Annotated in this window: 19 protein-coding genes; 12 read left to right on the top strand and 7 right to left on the bottom strand. The window is 69.6% G+C overall.

The window, feature by feature from the left end:
- Positions 1-111 precede the first annotated feature (111 nt).
- The 4 genes from OG735_RS25285 to OG735_RS25270 all read left to right on the top strand — a co-directional run bounded on the left by OG735_RS25285 (position 112) and on the right by OG735_RS25270 (position 5,592).
- Positions 112-1,422, top strand: a complete 1,311-nt coding sequence (locus OG735_RS25285) for a sensor histidine kinase (protein WP_327328452.1) — start codon at positions 112-114, stop codon at positions 1,420-1,422.
- A 278-nt stretch (positions 1,423-1,700) separates the two neighbouring features.
- The gene (locus tag OG735_RS25280; protein WP_327328451.1) at positions 1,701-2,360 is read left to right on the top strand and encodes a response regulator transcription factor; all 660 of its coding nucleotides are present in this window, start codon (positions 1,701-1,703) and stop codon (positions 2,358-2,360) included.
- 249 nt (positions 2,361-2,609) lie between these two features.
- Complete coding sequence (locus OG735_RS25275; RefSeq protein WP_327325444.1) at positions 2,610-4,550, top strand: 2-oxoacid:acceptor oxidoreductase subunit alpha; 1,941 nt, start codon at positions 2,610-2,612, stop codon at positions 4,548-4,550.
- Complete coding sequence (locus tag OG735_RS25270; protein ID WP_327325443.1) at positions 4,543-5,592, top strand: 2-oxoacid:ferredoxin oxidoreductase subunit beta; 1,050 nt, start codon at positions 4,543-4,545, stop codon at positions 5,590-5,592. The genes OG735_RS25275 and OG735_RS25270 overlap by 8 nt, the downstream gene beginning before the upstream one ends.
- Positions 5,593-5,626: 34 nt before the next feature.
- On the opposite strand, the gene OG735_RS25265 is transcribed toward OG735_RS25270, so the two are convergent.
- Positions 5,627-6,001: a winged helix-turn-helix transcriptional regulator gene (locus OG735_RS25265; protein ID WP_327325442.1), complete on the bottom strand. Its 375-nt coding sequence runs from the start codon at positions 5,999-6,001 to the stop codon at positions 5,627-5,629.
- A 93-nt stretch (positions 6,002-6,094) separates the two neighbouring features.
- Here OG735_RS25265 and OG735_RS25260 point away from each other — a divergent pair, with 93 nt between their 5' ends.
- Positions 6,095-6,955 carry an SDR family oxidoreductase gene (locus tag OG735_RS25260; RefSeq protein ID WP_327325441.1) on the top strand — a complete coding sequence of 287 codons (861 nt, stop codon included), beginning with the start codon at positions 6,095-6,097 and terminating at the stop codon, positions 6,953-6,955.
- Between the two features lie 125 nt (positions 6,956-7,080).
- A complete protein-coding gene (gene rarD / locus OG735_RS25255) occupies positions 7,081-8,079 on the top strand; it encodes an EamA family transporter RarD (protein WP_327325440.1) in 999 nt (332 codons plus the stop codon).
- Between the two features lie 121 nt (positions 8,080-8,200).
- On the opposite strand, the gene OG735_RS25250 is transcribed toward rarD, so the two are convergent.
- Positions 8,201-8,437 (bottom strand): hypothetical protein, encoded by a 237-nt coding sequence (locus OG735_RS25250; protein WP_327325439.1) that lies wholly within the window; start codon positions 8,435-8,437, stop codon positions 8,201-8,203.
- Positions 8,438-8,704: 267 nt separating this feature from the next.
- Between OG735_RS25250 and OG735_RS25245 the strand changes: the two genes are divergently transcribed.
- Positions 8,705-10,027 carry a M28 family metallopeptidase gene (locus tag OG735_RS25245; RefSeq protein ID WP_327325438.1) on the top strand — a complete coding sequence of 441 codons (1,323 nt, stop codon included), beginning with the start codon at positions 8,705-8,707 and terminating at the stop codon, positions 10,025-10,027.
- 170 nt (positions 10,028-10,197) lie between these two features.
- Here the strand turns inward: OG735_RS25245 and OG735_RS25240 are convergent, their stop codons facing one another.
- The 5 genes from OG735_RS25240 to OG735_RS25220 all read right to left on the bottom strand — a co-directional run bounded on the left by OG735_RS25240 (position 10,198) and on the right by OG735_RS25220 (position 15,729).
- Positions 10,198-11,076, bottom strand: coding sequence for an ABC transporter permease (locus tag OG735_RS25240; protein ID WP_327325437.1), 879 nt, complete (start codon positions 11,074-11,076; stop codon positions 10,198-10,200).
- Positions 11,063-12,001: an ABC transporter ATP-binding protein gene (locus OG735_RS25235; RefSeq protein ID WP_327325436.1), complete on the bottom strand. Its 939-nt coding sequence runs from the start codon at positions 11,999-12,001 to the stop codon at positions 11,063-11,065. The genes OG735_RS25240 and OG735_RS25235 overlap by 14 nt, the downstream gene beginning before the upstream one ends.
- Positions 12,002-12,097: 96 nt before the next feature.
- A complete protein-coding gene (locus OG735_RS25230; RefSeq protein WP_327325435.1) occupies positions 12,098-13,351 on the bottom strand; it encodes a LolA family protein in 1,254 nt (417 codons plus the stop codon).
- A gap of 174 nt (positions 13,352-13,525) precedes the next feature.
- Positions 13,526-14,539 (bottom strand): CHRD domain-containing protein, encoded by a 1,014-nt coding sequence (locus tag OG735_RS25225; RefSeq protein WP_327325434.1) that lies wholly within the window; start codon positions 14,537-14,539, stop codon positions 13,526-13,528.
- A 179-nt stretch (positions 14,540-14,718) separates the two neighbouring features.
- Positions 14,719-15,729, bottom strand: coding sequence for a polyprenyl synthetase family protein (locus tag OG735_RS25220; protein ID WP_327325433.1), 1,011 nt, complete (start codon positions 15,727-15,729; stop codon positions 14,719-14,721).
- 179 nt (positions 15,730-15,908) lie between these two features.
- Between OG735_RS25220 and OG735_RS25215 the strand changes: the two genes are divergently transcribed.
- The 5 genes from OG735_RS25215 to OG735_RS25195 all read left to right on the top strand — a co-directional run bounded on the left by OG735_RS25215 (position 15,909) and on the right by OG735_RS25195 (position 21,130).
- On the top strand, positions 15,909-17,927 hold the full coding sequence (locus OG735_RS25215) for a CocE/NonD family hydrolase (RefSeq protein ID WP_327325432.1): 2,019 nt from the start codon (positions 15,909-15,911) through the stop codon (positions 17,925-17,927).
- An 84-nt stretch (positions 17,928-18,011) separates the two neighbouring features.
- Positions 18,012-19,241, top strand: coding sequence for a fumarylacetoacetase (gene fahA, locus OG735_RS25210; protein ID WP_327325431.1), 1,230 nt, complete (start codon positions 18,012-18,014; stop codon positions 19,239-19,241).
- Positions 19,241-19,969 carry a GOLPH3/VPS74 family protein gene (locus OG735_RS25205; protein WP_327325430.1) on the top strand — a complete coding sequence of 243 codons (729 nt, stop codon included), beginning with the start codon at positions 19,241-19,243 and terminating at the stop codon, positions 19,967-19,969. Before fahA ends, OG735_RS25205 begins: the two co-directional genes overlap by 1 nt.
- 129 nt (positions 19,970-20,098) lie before the next feature.
- The gene (locus tag OG735_RS25200; RefSeq protein WP_327325429.1) at positions 20,099-20,869 is read left to right on the top strand and encodes a GntR family transcriptional regulator; all 771 of its coding nucleotides are present in this window, start codon (positions 20,099-20,101) and stop codon (positions 20,867-20,869) included.
- A 33-nt stretch (positions 20,870-20,902) separates the two neighbouring features.
- Complete coding sequence (locus OG735_RS25195; RefSeq protein ID WP_266533934.1) at positions 20,903-21,130, top strand: 4Fe-4S dicluster domain-containing protein; 228 nt, start codon at positions 20,903-20,905, stop codon at positions 21,128-21,130.
- Positions 21,131-21,138 lie beyond the last annotated feature (8 nt).

Below are 21,138 nucleotides of genomic sequence, written 5' to 3'. Positions count from 1 at the left end.
CATGGTGGGGAAAACCCCCGCCCCAAGACGGGAACCGCCCTCATGGTGTGCGGCCCGCGGCCGCAGCAGCCTTGAGTCATGACAGCCCGCATCGCAGAACGGACGACATCGATGGCCACGGACTACCGACCGGAGACCCGGGACCACTTCATCCCCCCCGCGCTGCGCGCACCGCTCGAGGGCCGCACGTGGCGCGAGTTCGGCTATCTGCTGCTGAGCCTCCCGATGAGCATCGTGTTCTTCACCTTCGCGATCACCACCGTCTCGCTCGGTGCGGGGCTGCTCGTCACCTTCCTCGGGATCCCGGTCCTGGCCGCCGGTCTGGTCGGCTGCCGCGGACTCGGCGCGCTGGAGCGCGCTCGGGCCCGCACCCTGCTGGGCCTCGACGTCGCCGACCCCGCGCCCCTGCGCGGCAAGAAGAGCGGGCTGATGCCCTGGGTCGGCGCGGTCCTCAAGAGCGGGGCATCCTGGCGGCATCTGATCTACGCGGTACTGCACTTCCCGTGGGCGGTCTTCGCCTTCTGCGTCTCGCTGACCTTCTGGGTGACCGGCTGGACCCTGCTGCTCTACCCGCTGTACCACTGGGTCTTCCCGCTGTACGCCGGCCAGGACGGCCTGCAGGTGTACGGCGACGGCACGCGCAACTTCTACCTGGACGAGCCCTTCGAGCTCGCCGTGACCAGCCTGATCGGCCTGGTCCTCACGCTCGCCACCCCCTGGCTCATGCGCGGCCTGGTGAGCGTGGACCGGGTGTTGGTCGCCGGGCTCCTCGGGCCCTCCAGGCTCGCCACGCGCGTCGTCGAGCTGGAGTCGGACCGCGGCGTGGTCGTCGACACGGCGGCCGCCGATCTGCGCCGTATCGAACGCGATCTGCACGACGGCGCACAGGCCCGCCTGGTCGCACTCGCCATGGACCTCGGTCTCGCCAAGGAGAAGCTGCTCGAGGATCCGGACGCTGCCGCCCGCATGGTGGACGAGGCCCACGGCGAGGTGAAGGTGGCCTTGCAGGAGCTGCGCGATCTTGCCCGCGGCATCCATCCCGCCGTACTGACCGACCGCGGACTGGACGCCGCGCTCTCCTCCGTCGCCTCACGCTGCACAGTCCCGGTGAGCGTGGAGGTGGACCTGCCCGCCAGGCCGGCCCCCGCCATCGAGGGCATCGCGTACTTCACCGTCTCCGAGCTGCTCCAGAACGTCAGCAAGCACGCGCAGGCAGGCCGTGCCACGGTGGATGTCTGGCGCTCCCAGGACCGGCTGATGCTGCAGGTCACGGACGACGGCCGGGGCGGCGCGGACACCTCGGCCGGCACCGGCCTCGCGGGTCTGGCCGAGCGACTGGACGCCGTGGACGGAATCCTGGCCGTGGACTCACCGGTCGGTGGCCCGACGACCGTGACGGCCGAGCTTCCCTGGCGCGGCTGACCCCGAGAGTTCCTGCCCCACGTCGCTGACTCCGAGAGTTCCTGCCCCACGTCGCGGCTGACCCGAGAGTTCCTGCCCCACGTCGGGGCTCCCCGGCCCGAGGCCCCGAGCCCCGGCCCCCGAGCCCCGCGCCCGAACCCCAGACTCCCCCAGACTTCGTCCGGGACGGTCCCCCACGAGGCTGAATACCCCGCAATCCGGTCCGAGTACTGGGATGCTGGAAGGTGCAGGGGTGGGAAGCACATCGACATGGGGGCTGCAGGGTTGTGGAGGACAGAGTGCGGGTGGTCATCGCCGAGGACTCAGTACTGCTTCGGGAGGGCCTGACCCGGCTGCTGACCGACCGCGGACACGATGTCGTGGCGGGCGTGGGGGACGCGGATGCGCTGATCAAGACGGTCGCCGACCTGGCCGCGCAGGACGCGCTGCCGGATGTGGTGGTCGCGGACGTGCGGATGCCGCCCACTCATACGGATGAGGGCGTACGGGCGGCGGTGCGGCTGCGCAAGGAACATCCCGGGGTCGGGGTACTGGTCCTTTCGCAGTACGTCGAGGAGCGGTACGCCACCGAGCTGCTCGCGGGCAGCAGCCGCGGCGTGGGCTATCTGCTCAAGGACCGGGTCGCCGAGGTGCGTGAGTTCGTGGACGCCGTGGTCCGGGTGGCGCGGGGCGGTACCGCGCTGGACCCCGAGGTGGTGGCGCAGCTGCTGGGCCGGAGCCGTAAGCAGGATGTGCTGGCCGGGCTCACGCCGCGCGAGCGCGAAGTCCTTGGTCTCATGGCCGAGGGCCGGACGAACTCCGCGGTCGCCAAGCAGCTCGTGGTGAGCGACGGCGCGGTCGAGAAGCATGTCAGCAATATCTTCCTGAAGCTCGGACTCTCCCCCAGTGACGGGGATCATCGGCGTGTACTGGCGGTGCTGACCTACCTGAACTCCTAATTGACTGACACTCTGTCAGTTATTGAGTGGAGCGGCAGACCCAGAACCAAATAATGGACAGGGAGCGTCTTTACCCACGGACCCGGGGGGCGGAGCGGAGCATGGCAAACCAGGGCATCAGAGCGTCTCAAAAAGACGTCCGGCATATGAGCGGTCCAGGGAAGGCCGCCCTTACGGACGTAGGGTGGCATTGGGACGGCCGGTGGGCCGACCGGGCCCGAACCGCCGCCTCGAGGGAGGTCCAGTTCAGTGACCAGCCAGGTCAGTAGCCCAGCCGAGCAGGCCGATGACGAGTCCGATGAGGCTCTCGTCGGCGAGCAGCGCAGGCCCGCCGGCGAGAAGGAAATCCGTCGACTGGACCGGGTGATCATCCGCTTCGCGGGTGACTCCGGTGACGGTATGCAGCTCACAGGTGACAGGTTCACCTCGGAGACCGCGTCGTTCGGCAACGACCTCTCCACACTTCCGAACTTCCCCGCCGAGATCCGGGCGCCTGCCGGAACCCTCCCGGGCGTATCCAGCTTCCAGCTGCATTTCGCAGACCACGACATCCTCACCCCGGGCGACGCGCCGAACGTGCTGGTCGCCATGAACCCCGCCGCCCTCAAGGCGAATATCGCCGATGTGCCGCGCGGCGGCGAGATCATCGTCAACACCGACGAATTCGCGAAGCGGGCGATGGCCAAGGTCGGCTACGACGCCTCGCCCCTGGACGACGGCTCGCTGGACGCCTACCGCGTCCACCCGGTGCCGCTGACGACACTCACCATCGAGGCGCTCAAGGAGTACGGACTCTCCCGCAAGGAGGCCGAGCGCTCCAAGAACATGTTCGCGCTGGGGCTCCTGAGCTGGATGTACCACCGGCCGACCGAGGGCACCGAGACCTTCCTGCGCAGCAAGTTCGCCAAGAAGCCACAGATCGCCGAGGCGAACATCGCGGCGTTCAGGGCGGGTTGGAACTTCGGCGAGACGACCGAGGACTTCGCGGTCTCCTACGAGGTCGCGCCGGCGAGCAAGGCGTTCCCCACCGGCACCTACCGCAATATCTCCGGGAATCTGGCCCTCTCCTACGGGCTGGTCGCCGCGAGCAAGCAGGCCGATCTGCCGCTCTACCTGGGCTCGTACCCCATCACACCGGCCTCCGACATCCTGCACGAGCTCTCGAAGCACAAGAACTTCGGCGTACGGACCTTCCAGGCCGAGGACGAGATCGCGGGCATCGGCGCGGCGCTGGGTGCGGCCTTCGGCGGCGCGCTCGGCGTCACCACCACTTCCGGCCCCGGCGTGGCGCTGAAGTCGGAGACCATCGGTCTTGCGGTCTCCCTGGAGCTGCCGCTGCTGATCGTGGACATCCAGCGCGGCGGGCCCTCGACCGGTCTGCCCACCAAGACCGAGCAGGCCGATCTGCTGCAGGCGATGTACGGACGCAACGGCGAGGCCCCGGTCCCGATCGTCGCGCCCCGTACGCCCGCCGACTGCTTCGACGCCGCTCTCGAGGCGGCCCGGATCGCGCTCACCTACCGCACCCCGGTGCTGCTGCTGAGCGACGGCTATCTGGCCAACGGCTCCGAGCCGTGGCGGATCCCCGAGATCGACGAGCTCCCGGACCTGCGTGTGCAGTTCGCCACCGGCCCGAACCACGAGCTGGCTGACGGTACGGAGGTGTTCTGGCCGTACAAGCGTGATCCGCAGACCCTGGCGCGTCCCTGGGCGGTTCCGGGGACGCCCGGACTCGAGCACCGGATCGGCGGCATCGAGAAGCAGGACGGCACCGGCAACATCTCCTACGACCCGGCCAATCACGACCTCATGGTCCGCACCCGCCAGGCCAAGGTCGACGGCATCGAGGTCCCCGACGTCGAGGTCGACGATCCGCACGGCGCGACCACGCTCGTCCTGGGCTGGGGCTCGACGTACGGGCCGATCACGGCCGCCGTACGCCGACTGCGCACCGCCGGCCTCCCCATCGCGCAGGCCCATCTGCGCCACCTCAACCCGTTCCCGAGGAATCTGGGCGAGGTTCTTGAGCGTTACCAGAAGGTAGTGGTACCCGAGATGAACCTCGGCCAGCTCGCCACCTTGATCCGGGCGAGATATCTGGTCGACGCACGGAGCTACAACCAGGTCAACGGCATGCCGTTCAAGGCCGAGCAGCTCGCCGCAGCTCTCAAGGAGGCCATCAATGACTGAGGCGCTCTCGCTGGTGCCCAAGGCCGACGCCAAGCAGTCCATGAAGGACTTCAAGTCCGATCAGGAAGTGCGCTGGTGCCCCGGCTGCGGTGACTACGCGATCCTCGCCGCCGTGCAGGGCTTCATGCCCGAACTCGGCCTGGCGAAGGAGAACATCGTCTTCGTCTCCGGAATCGGCTGCTCCTCCCGCTTCCCGTACTACATGAACACCTACGGGATGCACTCCATCCACGGCCGCGCTCCCGCCATCGCGACCGGGCTGGCGTCCTCGCGCCGTGATCTGTCGGTCTGGGTCGTCACCGGTGACGGCGACGCCCTCTCCATCGGCGGAAACCACCTGATCCACGCGCTGCGCCGCAATGTGAACCTGAAGATCCTGCTCTTCAACAACCGCATCTACGGACTCACCAAGGGCCAGTACAGCCCGACCTCCGAGGTCGGCAAGATCACCAAGTCGACGCCGATGGGCTCGCTGGACGCGCCCTTCAACCCGGTGTCGCTGGCGATCGGCGCCGAGGCGTCCTTCGTGGCGCGCACCGTCGATTCCGACCGCAAGCACCTCACCGAGGTGCTCCGCCAGGCCGCCGACCACCGGGGCACGGCGCTGGTGGAGATCTACCAGAACTGCAATATCTTCAACGACGGCGCCTTCGAGGTACTGAAGGACAAGCAGCAGGCGGAGGAGGCGATCATCCGCCTCGAGCACGGACAGCCCATCCGCTTCGGGAACGACGGCGACAAGGGTGTCGTACGGGACCTGGCGACGGGTGACCTGAAGGTCGTCGCCGTGACGCCGGAGAACGAGTCGCAGATCCTGGTCCACGACGCGCACAGCGCCAGCCCGACCACGGCCTTCGCGCTCTCCCGCCTCGCCGACCCGGACACTCTGCACCACACGCCCATCGGGGTGCTGCGCAGTGTGGAGCGGCCGGTCTACGACACGATGATGGCCGACCAGCTCGACACCGCCATCGAGCAGAACGGCAAGGGCGACCTGGCCGCGCTGCTCGCCGGGAACGACACCTGGACCGTCGTCGGCTGACGCTCCACGCACCGTCCGAGGCCCGGATCTCCCGTCAGGAGGTCCGGGCTTCGTCGTATGCCGCGCGCGCCACCAGGACCTCTTGCATCCGCCGTTCCGTCCAGCGGGCCAGCCCCCACACCTGCTCGGCGGCCTCCTTGCCGAGCGCGGTCAGCGAGTAGTCGACGCGCGGCGGGATCACCGGCTTGGCGTCGCGGTGCACAAAGCCGTCGCGCTCCAGCGTCTGGAGGGTCTGGGCGAGCATCTTCTCGCTGACACCACCGACCTCGCGGCGCAGCTCGCTGAAGCGGTACGAGCGCTCCAGCAGGGCGGCGAGAACGAGCACACCCCAGCGGCTGGTGACGTGCTCGAGGATCAGGCGCGACGGGCACATCGCGTGATTGACGTCGGGATCTCTACTTACGGCCATACCAGTACCTTACTTCAAAGTGGGTACTTACGCACAGTTAGTGCCCCACGTAGGGTGAGCTCTGGAATCGCATCGAAGAAGGAGAAATCACCCATGAGCATCGTTGTCACCGGAGCCACCGGAGCCCTCGGCCGTCTCGTCGTCGACGAGCTGCTGGCCACAGTCCCCGCGGAGCGGATCGCCGCCGTCGTCCGCAGCAAGGAGAAGGCCACGGACCTCGCGGCGCGCGGCGTCGAGCTGCGCATCGCCGACTACAGCGAGCCCGAGTCGCTGGCCGGGGCCTTCCACGCCGGCGACCGCGTCCTGCTGATTTCCGGCAGCGAGGTCGGACAACGGGTGCCGCAGCACACCGCGGTGATCGAGGCCGCGAAGGCGGCGGGCGTCGCGCAGCTCGCGTACACCGGCGTGCTGGGCGGGCCCGACGCCGACTTCCAGCTGGCCGCCGAGCACAAGGCCACCGAGCGGGTAATCCTCGACTCCGGGCTGCCGTACACCTTTCTGCGCAACGGCTGGTACACCGAGAACTACACCGAGCACCTCGCCCCGGTGCTGGAACACTCCGCCGTGGTCGCGAGCGCGGGCGAGGGCCGGATAGCCTCCGCCGCCCGCGCGGACTACGCCGCGGCCGCGGCCTCCGTACTGACCGGCGAGGGCCACCTGGCGCAGACATACGAACTGAGCGGCGACGTGGCCTGGTCCTTCGAGGAGTACGCCGCCGAGCTGTCCCGGCAGACCGGCCGGACGATCACGTACAACAACGTCCCGGCCGGGACGCACCTGCAGATCCTCATCGGCGCGGGCCTGCCCGGGCCGCTCGCCGAGATCCTCGTCGACGTCGACGCGGCGGTCGGGCGCGGCCTGCTGGCCGGCACGACGGGCGACCTGGCCCGGCTGACCGGCCGTCCTGCGACCCCGCTCGCCGACTCGGTCGCGGCAGCCCTCGCGACGGTCTGAACCGCCCGGACGACACGGCATGACGGACCACGTTCCGTCATGACCGTATAGCGATACGGACATGACAGCCTGCCCCCGCGCCGCGTACCTTCGACGAGGTGATGCACGCAGGGCAGGAGGGGCCAGTGAAGTCGGACGGTGAACAGCGGGCGGGACTGCTGTACGGGATAGGGGCCTACGGGATGTGGGGCCTGGTCCCGCTCTTCTGGCCGCTGCTGAAGCCGTCCGGTGCGGTGGAGATCCTCGCCCACCGGATGGTCTGGTCACTGGTCGTCGTCGGCATCGCGCTGCTGGCGCTGAAGCGGTGGGGCTGGATCCGTGAACTGATACGGCAGCCCCGGAAGCTGGGGCTCATCACGGTCGCGGCGGCGGTCATCACCGTCAACTGGGGCGTCTACATCTGGGCCGTGAACTCGGGCCATGTCGTCGAGGCCTCGCTCGGCTACTTCATCAACCCGCTGGTCACCATCGCGATGGGCGTTCTGCTGCTGAAGGAGCGGCTGCGCCCGATGCAGTGGGCGGCGGTCGCCACCGGCTTCGCGGCGGTGCTGGTGCTGGCGATCGGCTACGGACAGCCGCCGTGGATCTCGCTCACGCTCGCCTTCTCGTTCGCCACGTACGGCCTGGTCAAGAAGAAGGTCAACATCGGCGGTCTCGAGTCGCTGGCCGCGGAGACCGCGATCCAGTTCCTCCCGGCGCTGGGCTTCCTGCTCTGGCTGGGCGCGGACGGCTCGGCCACCTTCGGCACCCACGGCACCGGCCATGCGGCGCTGCTCGCCGCGACGGGCGTGGTGACCGCCGCGCCGCTGGTCTGCTTCGGCGCGGCGGCGATCCGGGTACCGCTCTCCACGCTGGGGCTGCTGCAGTATCTGGCTCCGGTCTTCCAGTTCCTGCTGGGGATCCTGTACTTCCACGAGGCGATGCCTGCGGAGCGGTGGGCGGGCTTCGCGCTGGTGTGGCTGGCGCTGACCTGCCTGACGTGGGACGCGCTGCGGACGGCTCGGCGTACGAGGGCGGCGGCGCTGCGCCTCGCGAGCGCGGCCCGCGCGGCCGCGGCCGCGGCGTCCGCACCCGCACCCGCACCGGCTTCGGCTCCCGCCCCGCAGACGGAACCCACCGCCTGACACACGGCGGGACTCCCCGGACCGGCCGGACCGCCAGTCCCCGCATCGCAGGCGGAACCCACGTGGAGTAGCGGCGTAGTAGGGCAGTGGGGCAGTGGGGGCGGTAGGCCGGCGGATCCGCCTACTCCGATTCCTCCCATGCGAAGGACTCCAGCCCCCCGCACTCCTCCTCGGCCTCTCTCCGGCGGCGGCGAACGCGCCGTGTGGCCAGCGCAAGAACGCCCACCAGCAGGCCCATCGCGCACACGGTGAAGAGCAGCGTGACCACACCGACGCGCAGAACCTGCCGGACCAAGGCCTCCAGGATGGGGAACGGGTCGACATGCATATGCATGGGCACAGGTGCGGGCATGGGCATGCACACAGCTTGCGGCCCAACTGCGCCATCCGGTCCTGACCTGCGGGCCCCGTACTCGAACAGCACCGCGGCATTGACCATTCCGCGATCCGCCCAGTCCGCTATACGAACGCGACTGTCCGGTTTCCGCCCTTGACGGTGAGTCAAACTCTCGCTGAACTCTCAGCACGCACTGCGCACCAACAGCTCCAACGCCCTGAGACCCGCCGTCCCAGGGCGTCTCGCACGTTCCGTCCCGCCCCCGTACGGAATCCGGAGCCCCCACACATGACCCTCTCCGTCACCAGACGCACGGCCGCGGCCGCCGCGCTCGCCCTCGCCGGGCTGCTCGTCAGCACCGCGCCCGCAGCGACCGCGTCCCCGGCACCCGCGTCCCCGGCACCCGCGCTCGCCGCCCCCGACATTCCGCTCGCCAACGTCAAGGCGCATCTCACCCAGCTCCAGTCGATCGCCACCGCCAACGGCGGCAACCGTGCGCACGGCCGCGCCGGTTACAAGGCGTCCATCGACTATGTGAAGGCCAAGCTGGACGCGGCCGGATTCACCACGTCCCTCCAGCAGTTCACCTCCAGCGGCGCGACCGGCTACAACCTGATCGCCGACTGGCCGGGCGGTGACGCCAACCAGATTCTGATGGCCGGCTCGCACCTCGACTCGGTCAGCGCGGGCGCCGGGATCAACGACAACGGCTCCGGCTCGGCGGCCATCCTGGAGACCGCGCTCGCCGTCTCCCGCGCCCAGTTCAAGCCTGCGAAGCATTTGCGCTTCGGCTGGTGGGGTGCCGAGGAGCTGGGCCTGGTCGGGTCGAAGTACTACGTCAACAACCTTCCCGCCGCCGAGCGTTCGAAGATCTCCGGCTATCTGAACTTCGACATGATCGGCTCGCCGAACCCCGGTTACTTCGTGTACGACGACGACCCGACGATCGAGAAGACCTTCAAGGACTACTTCGCGGGGCTCAGCATCCCGACCGAGATCGAGACCGAAGGCGACGGCCGCTCCGACCACGCGCCGTTCAAGAACGCGGGCGTCCCCGTCGGCGGCCTGTTCACCGGCGCCGACTACACCAAGACGGCGGCCCAGGCCCAGAAGTGGGGCGGCACGGCCGGCCAGGCCTTCGACCGCTGCTACCACTCCTCCTGCGACACCTCGGCGAACATCGACGACACCGCGCTCGACCGCAACAGCGATGCGATCGCGCACGCGATCTGGACACTGTCCGCCGGGACGACCACACCGCCGGGTGACGTGTACGAGACCACGACGGACGTCGCGATCCCGGACAACGGCGCGGCTGTCACCTCGACGGTCAATGTCACGGGCCGTACGGGCAACGCCCCGGCCACCCTCAAGGTGGGCGTGGACATCATCCACACCTGGCGCGGGGACCTGGTCGTCGACCTGGTCGCCCCGGACGGAACGGTGTACAACCTGAAGCCGTTCAGCTCCTCCGACTCGGCGGACAACGTCCAGGCGACGTACACGGTCAACGCCTCCTCCGAGGTCGCCAACGGCGCCTGGAAGCTGCGAGTCCAGGACAAGGCGGCGCAGGACACCGGCTACATCAACAGCTTCAAGCTCACCTTCTGAGAGGTCCCACGACCGCCACCCCCCACAGGCTGCATGCGTGTGCATATACTGCGCACGCATGCAGTCATCTTTGGAGTACGCGCACGGGTCAGGTGGAGAGCGACACGGACGCGGCCGCCCGGGCCGAGGAGTTCTTCACCCGGTGAGGTTCTTCACCTGGATGAGGTTCTTCACGCGGTGATGTCCTTCGCCGTGAAGCGCGCCCACGCCGCCGACCCGAACACCGCCGCGTACACCCCCTGCAGACCGAGGTTCTTCAGCACCTCGTCCCAGTAGACCGGCTCTCGCATCAGGTCCGCGAACGACAGCCAGTAGTGCGGGAAGAGATACGGATGGATCCCGTGCAGCTGCGGAATCGTGTCCAGGATCTGCACCGTGATCAGCAGTCCGACCGTCGTCGCCATCGCCGCGATGCCACTGCCGGTGAGTGTCGAGATGAAGAGACCGAGCGCCGCGAGCCCGCTCAGCGACGCGGCGACGACGGCCGCGACCAGCGCGGCGCGCAGCAGTCCGTCGCCGAAGGAGATCCGGGTGCCGGAAATGGTCGTGACATCGCCGAGCGGGAAGAGCAGCGAGCCGACGGCGAGCGCGGACACCGCCACGACCAGGGTCGCCACCAGGCAGAAGGCGCAGGCGGTGGCGTACTTGGCGAGCAGCAGCCGGCTGCGTCCGGCCGGGGCGACCAGCAGATAGCGCAAGGTGCCGGAGTTCGCCTCGCCCGCGATCGCATCACCCGCGACGACGCCGATCGCCATCGGCAGGAAGACCGGCAGGGTCGCGGCGAGCGCGGCGAAGACCAGGAACAGGCCATTGTTGGTGATCTGGGTGATGAAAGCGGGGCCGCCACCCCTGCCGTCGCCGACCGGCCCGCCGCCGCTCGTCTCGACCCTGATGGCGATGCCGATCAGTACGGGTACGGCGGCCAGCACTCCCAGCAGCGCGAGCGTGCGCCAGCGGCGGAACGTGATGGTCAGCTCGGAGCGGAAGAGGCCGAACGTCCACAGCGGGCTGCTCGTCCTTTCGCGTACGAGAGTGTCAGCCTGCGACATCGAAGCCCTCTCCGGTCAGCGCGACAAAGGCGTCCTCGAGCGAGGCGCGCTCGATGCCGAAGCCTCGTACCCGTACACCGCCCTGCACCAGCGCGGCGTTGATCTCCGCCAGCTCGATTTCCTTGGCCGGCAGTTCGCCCGTCACCCCGTCCCCGGTCACGGCCAGATCGGTGACCCCCAGCTCCTTGAGGAGCCGGGCGGCGTCGGCGGGGTCGGGGGTGGTGACGGCCAGCCGCCCGCGCGTGCCCGCCGCGAGATCGGCAACCGGGCCCTGGGTGAGAAGCCGGCCCTGGGCCATCACCGCGGCATGCGTGCAGACCTGCTCGATCTCGTCGAGCAGATGGGACGAGAGAAAGACCGTGGTGCCGTCGGCCGCCAGCTCCCGTACCAGGGAACGGATCTCCCGCATGCCCTGCGGATCGAGACCGTTCGTCGGTTCGTCGAGCACCAGCAGCTTGCGCGGCTGCAGCAGCGCGGCGGCCAGCCCCAGCCGCTGCTTCATCCCGAGCGAGTACGCCTTGGCCTTCTTGCCCGCGGCCTGCGTCAGCCCGACCCGGTCCAGCGCGGCGGCGACACGGGTGCGCCGCGTTCGGGGATCGGCGCTCGGGTCGGCGGAGTCGTAGCGCAGCAGATTGTCGCGGCCGCTCAGGAACCCGTACAGCGCGGGCCCTTCGATCAGCGCCCCCACCTGGGGAAGTACGGTGCGGACGGCGCGCGGCATGGGCAGACCGAGGACCGTGGCGCTGCCCGCGGTCGGCTCGATGAGCCCCATCAGCATCCGGATGGTGGTGGTCTTGCCGGAGCCGTTGGGGCCGAGGAACCCGAAGACGCTGCCGTCAGGCACGCTGAGATCGAGCCGCTCGACGGCCAACTGCCCGCCCCGGTAACGCTTGGTGAGCCCATGCGTCTCGATGACGGCTGTCATTCCGGTCCCCCGTTCACTCGGTCAGCGGTCCGCCCCACCGTACGGAGCGTACGGCGGGGCGGACGGTAAGCACGCGTCGTCATGCCTGACCTGGTGTTACTTTGCCTCGTTCGCGGCCTTCACGAGCGCGTCCTGGGTCACTGCGCCGACGTAGACCGTGCCGTCGTCCGTCATCAGGGCATTGACCAGGCGGGTCTTGAAGACCGTGCCCGAGCCGAACTTGCCGTGGACCTGGTCGCCCAGCGCGTCCAGGAACTTCTCGGCCTCCGGCGGCAGATCGCCGTCCTTCTTCGGCGGGGTGATTCCCTCGCCGCCCGGCGCCTCGATCTTGGCGATGGCGTTCCAGCCCTTGCCGATGACGTTCAGCCCCTGGAAGTCCTCCAGGCCCATGAAGTCCTCGTGGTTCCTGGCTCCCTTGTCCTGCTTCAGCTCGTCGGCCTCCGTCACCTTCGCGCCCTTGGGCGGGGTGAAGTTGAAGGTCGACGCGTCCGGCTCGGAGAAGTCGACCTTGGTGAAGCCGACGTCGATCGCGGCCTTGCCACCGCTGCTGGGGGTGAGCGTGAACTTCAGCGGCACGCCGTTCTTGGCGTCCACCGCGACCTTGATCGAGCCGATCGTCGAGCCGCTCTGCTTGGGCTTGATGACCAGCTGGTAGGCATCACGGCCGGCCACCTGCGCCGTACCGCCGACGGTCACCGAGGTGGTGTCGCCCGCGGCCTTGAGCGCCTCTTCGGCGAACTGCTTGGGCGTGCTCGGGAGGTCCTTCGGCAGGGCCTGGTGCTCCTTGCCGGAGGCCTTCCTGCCGGAGCTGTCGCCCTTGCCGTCGTCCTTGGCGTGGAAGGCCTCGTTCGAGGCGCTGTCGTAAGCCCAGACCTCGTCACCGTTGTGGATCAGGCTGTACTCGGCGGTGTCCTCCAGGATCGACACCTTCGCCTTGTCGGGGCCGTCGGCGGCGACCCGCAGGGTGTGCGAGCCGGAGGCCAGCTCCATCAGCTTGCCCTCGGGAGCGGCGGACGAGCCCGACCCGCCCTGCTCCCCGCCCTTGGGGCCGAGGGAGCCGCCGCCCAGGCCCGCCAGGCCGCCCAGCGACGGGATGCCGAGGTCGGTGTTGATCTTCACCGTGCCGGAGAGCTGCTGGGTGTCCGACGCGGCCATCTTCTCGATGAGTTCCTGCGCGCTGATCTTCGGCAGATCGGGGTCACCGGAGGCAGCGAGCGCCGGGACGAGCCCGATGGTCGCCGCCGCCACCCCGGCCACCGCGACCGGGACGATGTAGCGCGCTGCCTTGCGGCGGCCCGCTGCGAGGTCCTGGGCCTCTTCGGTGGTCTGTGCGCTGTCGTTCGGTGCCATGGTGTGCCCTACCTCCGTGGTTGGTCAGGCGTGGTGTATTCATCTGACCAAACCGGGCCTGCAGAAGCGTCAGACCGCGGGAGCAACTTGGCCTACTGCTCTGGGATGACAGTAGAGGCGCGGCGCCTCCCCCAACCAGTGGGGGAAGCGCCGCAAGCCCTGTTGCAGGACCGGTTACTTCTGAATGAAGACGTAGTCCGCCCCGTAGGGGACGCCTACGATCGCTCCCTGCCCGCAGCTGCCGGCCAGGGCGACGCCGCCCACGGTGTTCAGCCGGAAGATCTCCTGGGTGTTCGCCAGCAGCCCCCGCTTCTTGCCGGACTGGGTGGCCTGGAGGTCCAGCTCGGCGATGTTCTTGTCGCCGTTCGGTGTCTTGCTGATCAGCTTGCCGGTGACGGCGCTGTGGTCCGGTGCGATCCACTGCGGCGTGCCGGAGTTGGGGGCGGTGAAGGAGTGGGCGATGTGCCCGCCGAGGACGGCGCGCACATCACGCTGCTGGAAGGAGAGCTTGCCGTCGTCGCCCTTCTTGCACTCGTAGATCTGCTTGCCCTTGACCACGGAGGCCTGCACGTTGTCGAGCGCCTTGTCGAAGGCGAAGGAGTTGGTCACCTTGTGGAACTGGCCGCGGACCGCGCCGCCCGGGAACTCGGCGGTGTGCAGATTGGCGTAGAAACCGCTCGGGTCTGTCCTGAAGGCGTCGAGCACGGCCTTGTCCGTGACCTTGACCGTGCCGGTGACGGCGCCGGTCCAGCCCTTGCTCTTGGTCTTGCCCTTGCTCAGCAGCCCGGTGAAGTCGATCTTGATGCCGCCGTTGGTGCCCTTCACTCCCTGGTGGATATGGAGGGCGGTCGGCTTGTCGGTCCCGCGGAACTTCACGGCGACGGACACCTTGTCCCCCTTGACCTTCACGAACTCCAGCGCGGCACCGTCGCGGTCACCGACGGCGGGCCCGTCCTGGACCGGCACCTCGCTCGCGCCGTTCAGGCTCGCCACAAAGAGGGCGGCGCCGCGGTCGGAGCGGCTGCCGGCACCGCTCTGTACGGCGATGCCCGCGGCGCTGTCCGCGTGGCCCGAGTGCCCGGCTGCGGAGCTGTTGCTGTCGGCGAAGGCCGGCAGGACGGTGAGAGCGACGCCGGCCGCGGCGGCGACGGCGGTGGTACCGATAAGGATGGTCGTGTTCCGCTTCATTACGAAATCTCCCCGTACACGATGCCAACGCCCACTGCGTCAGCTTCTGGGCATGAGTACGGAGTGGATCCTAGGTTAGACTCAATCCAACAATGTGACCCGCGTCACAGATCGCGAGAGGGCGTGCGCACACCCGCCAGGAGGGTGTACGGGAGGTGTCGCACAGGCAAACGGACGGGTCAGCCCGCGCGGTGGACCACCGCGTCGCAGAGTTCTTCCAGAGCGGCCTTGGCGTAGCACTCGGGCAGTGGAGCGAGCATCGCCCGCGCCTCCTCCGCGTACCGCACGGTGTCCCGCCTGGCCTGCTCGAGGGCCGGATGGGCACGCAGCAGCCGCAGCGCCTCGGCATGCCGGTCGTCATCCGTCAGATCCCCGTCGAGCAGCGCGACGAGCTCCAGATCCTCGGGCCGCTCGTGCGCCGCCGCCTGTGCACGCAGATGCAGCACGGGCAGGGTCGGGATGCCCTCACGCAGATCCGTGCCGGGCGTCTTGCCCGACTCGTGCGAGTCGCTGGCGATGTCGAGTACGTCGTCGGCGAGCTGGAAGGCCACGCCGAGCCGCTCCCCGTACTGGGTGAGGATGTCCACGACACCCTCGTCAGCGCCCGACATCATCGCGCCGAACCGCCCCGAGACCGCGATCAGCGAGCCCGTCTTGCCCCCGATGACATCGAGGTAGTGCTCGGCCGGGTCGCGGCCGTCGCGCGGCCCCGCGGTCTCCAGGATCTGGCCGGTGACCAGGCGCTCGAAGGCCTCCGCCTGGATGCGTACGGCCTCCGGGCCCAGGTCGGCCAGTATGTGCGAGGCCCTCGCGAACAAGAAGTCGCCCGTCAGCACGGCGACGGAGTTGCCCCAGCGCACGTTGGCGCTGTCCACACCGCGCCTGACCTCGGCCTCGTCCATCACATCATCGTGGTACAGCGTCGCGAGATGGGTCAGCTCGACGACCACGGCCGAGGGCACGACACCCGGCGCGTGCGGATCACCGAACTGGGCGGCGAGCATCACCAGCAGCGGCCGGAAGCGCTTGCCCCCGGCGCGTACGAGGTGCTGCGCGGCCTCCGTGATGAAGGGAACCTCGCTCTTGGTGGCATCGAGGAGCCCCGCCTCGACAGCCGCCAATCCGGTCTGGACATCGGCCTCAAGAGCCTGGTCCCGCACGCTCAGCCCGAACGGCCCGACGACGGTCACGAGGGGATCTCCTGTCTGCTGACGATCAAACGGATTGTCGATGTGTCGCTGGATTCACTCAAGTCAGCGTATCCGGTCGCGTTTCGATCACCGTGGGCGCCTTCCCGCCTCCCCCGGTATGTTCAGGATCAGCTCATACACCCATGAGTGGGCCTTTTGTACTGAACCGAGGTCCTGCCATGCGCATCCGTACCGAGTTCCCGTACGACACCGGCCATGAGGATGTCCGTATCCCGCTCCAGGACGGGACGAAGCTGTATGCGCGCGTCTGGCGGCCGCTCACCGACGAGCCCGTACCGGCACTCCTCGAATATCTGCCGCACCGGCTCAGCGACGGGACCGCGCCGCGCGACCACCAGCGTCATCCCTGGTACGCGGGCCACGGCTACGCCTCGGTACGGGTCGACATCCGCGGACACGGCAACAGCGAGGGCATGCCGGGCGACGCCTACGACACGACCGAGCCGGCCGACGGGGTCGCCGTCGTCAACTGGCTGGCCCGGCAGCCCTGGTGCACCGGCCGGGTCGGCATGTTCGGGATCGGCCGGGGCGGCCGCAACGCGCTCCGGATCGCGGCGCTCGCACCCGAGCCGCTGAAGGCGGTCGTCACGGTCTGCTCGGCGGACGACGGGTACGACAACGACATGCACTACATGGGCGGTTCTGTGCTCGCCGCCGGCATGCACGCCTGGTCCGCCACCCTGCTCGCCTCCGTCGCCCGCCCGCCGGACCCGCTCTTCGTCGGCGACGAGTGGCGCGAGATGTGGCTGAAGCGGCTGGAAGCCGTCGAACCCCGCATCCACACCTGGCTCGCCCACCAGATCCGCGACGAGTACTGGAAGCACGGCAGCGTCCGCGAGGACTGCTCGGCGATCGAAGCAGCGGTGCTGGCGGTGGGCGGCTGGCACGACCCGTACCGGGACACGGTGCTGCGACTGGTGGAGCATCTTCCGCCCGATCGTGTACGAGGGCTGATCGGCCCGTGGTCGCACCAGTACCCGGACCGGGGGCGGCCGCCCGGGCCCGCCATCGGCTTTCTGCAGGAGACCCTGCGCTGGTGGGACCACCACCTCAAAGGCCTCGAGAACGACATCATGGCCGAGCCCCTGCTGCGCTGCTGGATCAGCGAGTCGCATCCGCCCGCGACGACGTACGCCGAGCTGCCGGGCCACTGGGTCGGTGACAGCGCCTGGCCCTCGCCGCACATCACCACCGTCCTGTACGCGCTCCAGGGCGCGCCGGTGATCGTCGACTCGCCGCTCCACACCGGCCTGGACGCCGGTCGCTTCCTGCCCTCCGGGAACGACGCCGACCTGCCGCCCGACCAGCGCGACGAGGACGCCGGCTCGGCCTGCTTCGAGTTCCCGGTCACCGGCGACCCGATCGAGATCCTCGGCCGCCCCCGGGTGACCCTGCGGCTGCGCCTGGACGTGCCCCACGGCCAGGCGATCGCCCGGCTCTGCGACGTCGCCCCGGACGGCTCCTCCACCCTGGTGACCCGCGGCGTCCTCAACCTCTCCGCCCGCCACGGCCGCGAACGGGCCAACGCCTGGCCACCCGGCACGACGGAGGACGTCACCTTCGAGCTCAACGCCATCGGCCACACCTTCCCGCCGGGCCACCGCATCCGGCTCGCCGTCTCCTCCGCGTACTGGCCATGGATCTGGCCGCAGACCGGCTCGGCCGGCTTCACGCTCGACCCGGCGGGCTCCCGCCTCGGACTGCCCGTACGCGAGACCGGTGAGAACACCGGGACCGGCGAGAACACAGCGGACGAGATCACCTTCGAGGAGCCCGAACAGTCCGAACCCCTCGGCGTCAGCGTCCCGGCGACCTTCGACGAGCAGCGCCCGGAGCGGCTGGTGATCCGGGATGTCGCGAAGGGCGAATGGCGCCTCGAGGTCGACCCGCGCCACGGCGGCACCCGCGTCCATCCGGACGGTCTCGAGTTCACCGAGGACACCCTGGAGACGTACACGATCCAGGAGAACGACCCGCACTCCGCGCACACCCGCTCCGACTGGACGATCCGGCTGCACCGGCCGGAACTGGGCTGGGACGTCCGGATCGAGACGCGCTCCGAAATCAGCTGCGACGCGGCCGACTTCATCACCTCGAACGAGGTGGTGTGCAAGGACGGCCGCGAGATCGTCTTCCACCGCACCTGGGAGAAGCGCATCCCGCGCATGGCGGGCTGACAGGGTCGGGCGGGCGACCTGCCGCCGCAGGGCAACGTCCACGTAACGTGTCACTCACACCCGTGGAAAGCGAGGCAAGCACCGATGCCCGAGCAGAGCCCGCTCGATCTGGCCGAAGGCGATCCCTTCGGCCCGCACAACCTCCCGTACGGCGTCTTCACCACCGCCGACGAGCCCGACCGCCGACGGCTCGGCGTCCGCATCGGCGACCGGGTGCTCGACGCGGGAGCGGCGGCGCACGCCCTCGGCTCCCCCTACGCTGCCCTGCTGGCGCAGCCGAGCCTCAATCCGCTGCTCGCCGCGGGCCGCACCGCCTGGCGCGATGTACGCCGCGCGCTCACCGCCTGGGTCACGGTGCCCGCCCACCGGCCGGACATCGAGCCGCTCCTCCACCCGCTCGGCTCGGTCACGCTGCACCTCCCGTACGACGTCGCGGACTATGTCGACTTCTACGCGAGCGAGCACCACGCCACCAACGTCGGCAAGATCTTCCGGCCGGACGGGGACGCGCTGACCCCCAACTGGAAGCATCTGCCGATCGGTTACCACGGCCGCTCCGGCACCGTCGTCGTCTCCGGCACGGACGTGGTACGCCCCTGTGGCCAGCGCAAGACCCCCGCCGACGCCGCGCCGCTCTTCGGCCCGTCCGTGAAGCTCGACATCGAGGCCGAGGTGGCCTTCCTCGTCGGCACCCCCTCCGAGCTGGGCAGGCCGGTCGCACTCGGCGACTTCCGCGACCATGTCTTCGGGCTCTCGCTCCTCAACGACTGGTCGGCGCGCGACATCCAGGCCTGGGAGTACGTCCCGCTCGGCCCGTTCCTCGGGAAGTCCTTCGCCACATCCGTATCCGCCTGGGTGACCCCGCTCGAGGCCCTGGACGCGGCCAGGACCGCCGCGCCTGCCAGGGACTTCGATCTGCTCCCCTACCTCGACGACTCCGCCGAGGAGGAGCCGGGCGGCTTCGACCTGCGCATCACGGTGGCGATCAACGGGCATGTGGTCGCCGAGCCGCCGTTCGCCACGATGTACTGGACGGCTGCCCAGCAGCTGGCCCATATGACGGTCAACGGCGCCTCGCTCCGTACGGGAGACCTCTTCGGCTCCGGCACGGTCAGCGGCCCCGAGGTCCACCAGCGCGGCTCGCTGCTCGAGCTCACCTGGAACGGCCGGGACGCCCTCGAACTGCCCGAGGGCAAACGGACCTTCCTGGAGGACGGCGATGTGGTGACCATGACTGCCTGGGCGCCGGGCCCGGACGGCGTACGGGTGGGCCTGGGCGAAGTGACCGGCCGGATCGTACCGAGCGCCGGGTAATGACGGAACTCACCCTGCCCGAGGAGCTGTTGCTGCTTGCCCTGGACCCGGTGACGGGCCGTCGGCACTGCGGTCGGCGCTATCTGCAGTACGGGCTGGCCGGCGCTGCCCTGGCCGAGCTCGAGCTCCAGGGCAGGGTCGCCGAGGCACACGGCCGGGTGACGGTGGTCAATCCACTGCCGCCGCAGGACCGGCTGTCGGCACAGATCCTGGCGAGCCTCCCGGCCCCGGGCATGAGCCGGTTCGGCGACGGCGTACGGGCCCGGCCCTGGGTCAGGCGCACCGGGCGGGAAGTCGAAGAGCTGTGCCTGCACCAACTGGTGGGGCGCGGTGTGCTGCGGGTGGAGAGGCGCCGCTTCCTGGGTCTCTTCCCGTACCACCGGTACCCCGCGGCGGCCGAGGACTGCTCGGCTCGGGCGCGGGGGCGCTACGCCGAGTCGATGACGGTCGGCTTCCCGGACCGTCGCAGCCGGCTACTGGCCGCCTTCACTTCGGCGATCGGTCTTGCCGGGGTGCTGTATCCGGGATTCGAGACCTGGCGGGAGCGGGGCCGGCTGCGGGTTCTCGTACGGGAGGAGTGGGCGCCGTACGCGGTGCACCGCGCCGTACAGCAGGACAAGCAGTCGAGCAGTAGTGGCAGCTTCGGGGACGGGGGCGGCGCCGTCGACGGGGGCGGCGACGGCGGTGGGGACGGCGGTGGCGGTGGGGACGGCGGCGGAGGCGACTGACGCCCCCGGGGTGGCAGATCTTTCCGCCACCTCCACAAACACGCAGGTCAAAGCGGTGTGATCCATGCCCTGAGTGGCGCAACACTCTGGCAACACCACCGTCGACACAGCGTCGGTATGGTCCATCGCATGCCAGCCGAACGTTTCCGCGAGCACACCGTGCCGGTCGCCGCCGCCCGACGGCGGCGGCTGCGCGCGGACCAGGCGCGGCAGCTCGCCGACCTGCTGCGCCACCAGGCGCGCACCGGCGGCTTTCCCGGTGGCGTGCTGCCGCTCGAAGGCGCGATCGGCGACGACTACCGCGTGTCCCGCAACACCGTCAGGCAGGCGCTGGATCTGCTGCGTACGGAGGGGCTGGTCGAACGGCAGCCGGGCGTCGGCACGGTCGTGGTGTCCGAGAAGTACTCGCACGGCCTCGACCGGCTGCAGGGCCTCGCCGAAACCCTGCACGAACACGGCGACGTCACCAACGAAGTCCGTACGGTCGGTCCGGTCGCCGCGCCCGCACCCGTGGCCCGGCGGCTCGGCCTCGCGGAGCACACCGATGTGCTCTACATCGAGCGGCTGCGCCGGCTGAACGGCCTGCCGCTCTCCCTCGACCTCACCTACATCCCGATGGACATCGGCACCGGTCTGCTCGGCTGCGACCTGGAGCACACCGATGTGTTCCGGCTGCTCGAGACGCTCACCGGGCAGCCGCTCGGCACGGCCGAGATCACCCTGGAGGCCGTCAACGCCGACGCGCACTCCGCCGCCGTACTCGAAGCCCCGCGCGGCGCGGCCGTACTCATGCTGGAACGGCTCACCCATCTCTCCGACGGCCGGCCCGTGGACCTGGAGTTCATCCGCTTCCGCGGCGACCGCATCACCATGAGCGGGCTGCTCCACCGCTCCCTCTGACCTTCACCCCGTACCCCTCTCCTGGAGACAGCCATGCCTCTGGCACCCCAGCGCGCCGACGTGCCCGTGACCATCGACGAGTCGAAGTGCATCGACGGCTGCACGCTCTGCGTCGACATGTGCCCGCTCGACTCCCTCGCGATCAACCCGGACAGCGGCAAGGCCTTCATGCACGTGGACGAGTGCTGGTACTGCGGCCCGTGCGCGGCCCGGTGTCCCACGGACGCGGTCACCGTCAACATGCCCTATCTGCTTCGCTGAGAGGTACG

The sequence above is a fragment of the Streptomyces sp. NBC_01210 genome, from assembly GCF_036010325.1.
Classification (GTDB): Bacteria; Actinomycetota; Actinomycetes; order Streptomycetales; family Streptomycetaceae; genus Streptomyces.
This window is presented reverse-complemented; position numbering and strand designations above follow the sequence as displayed.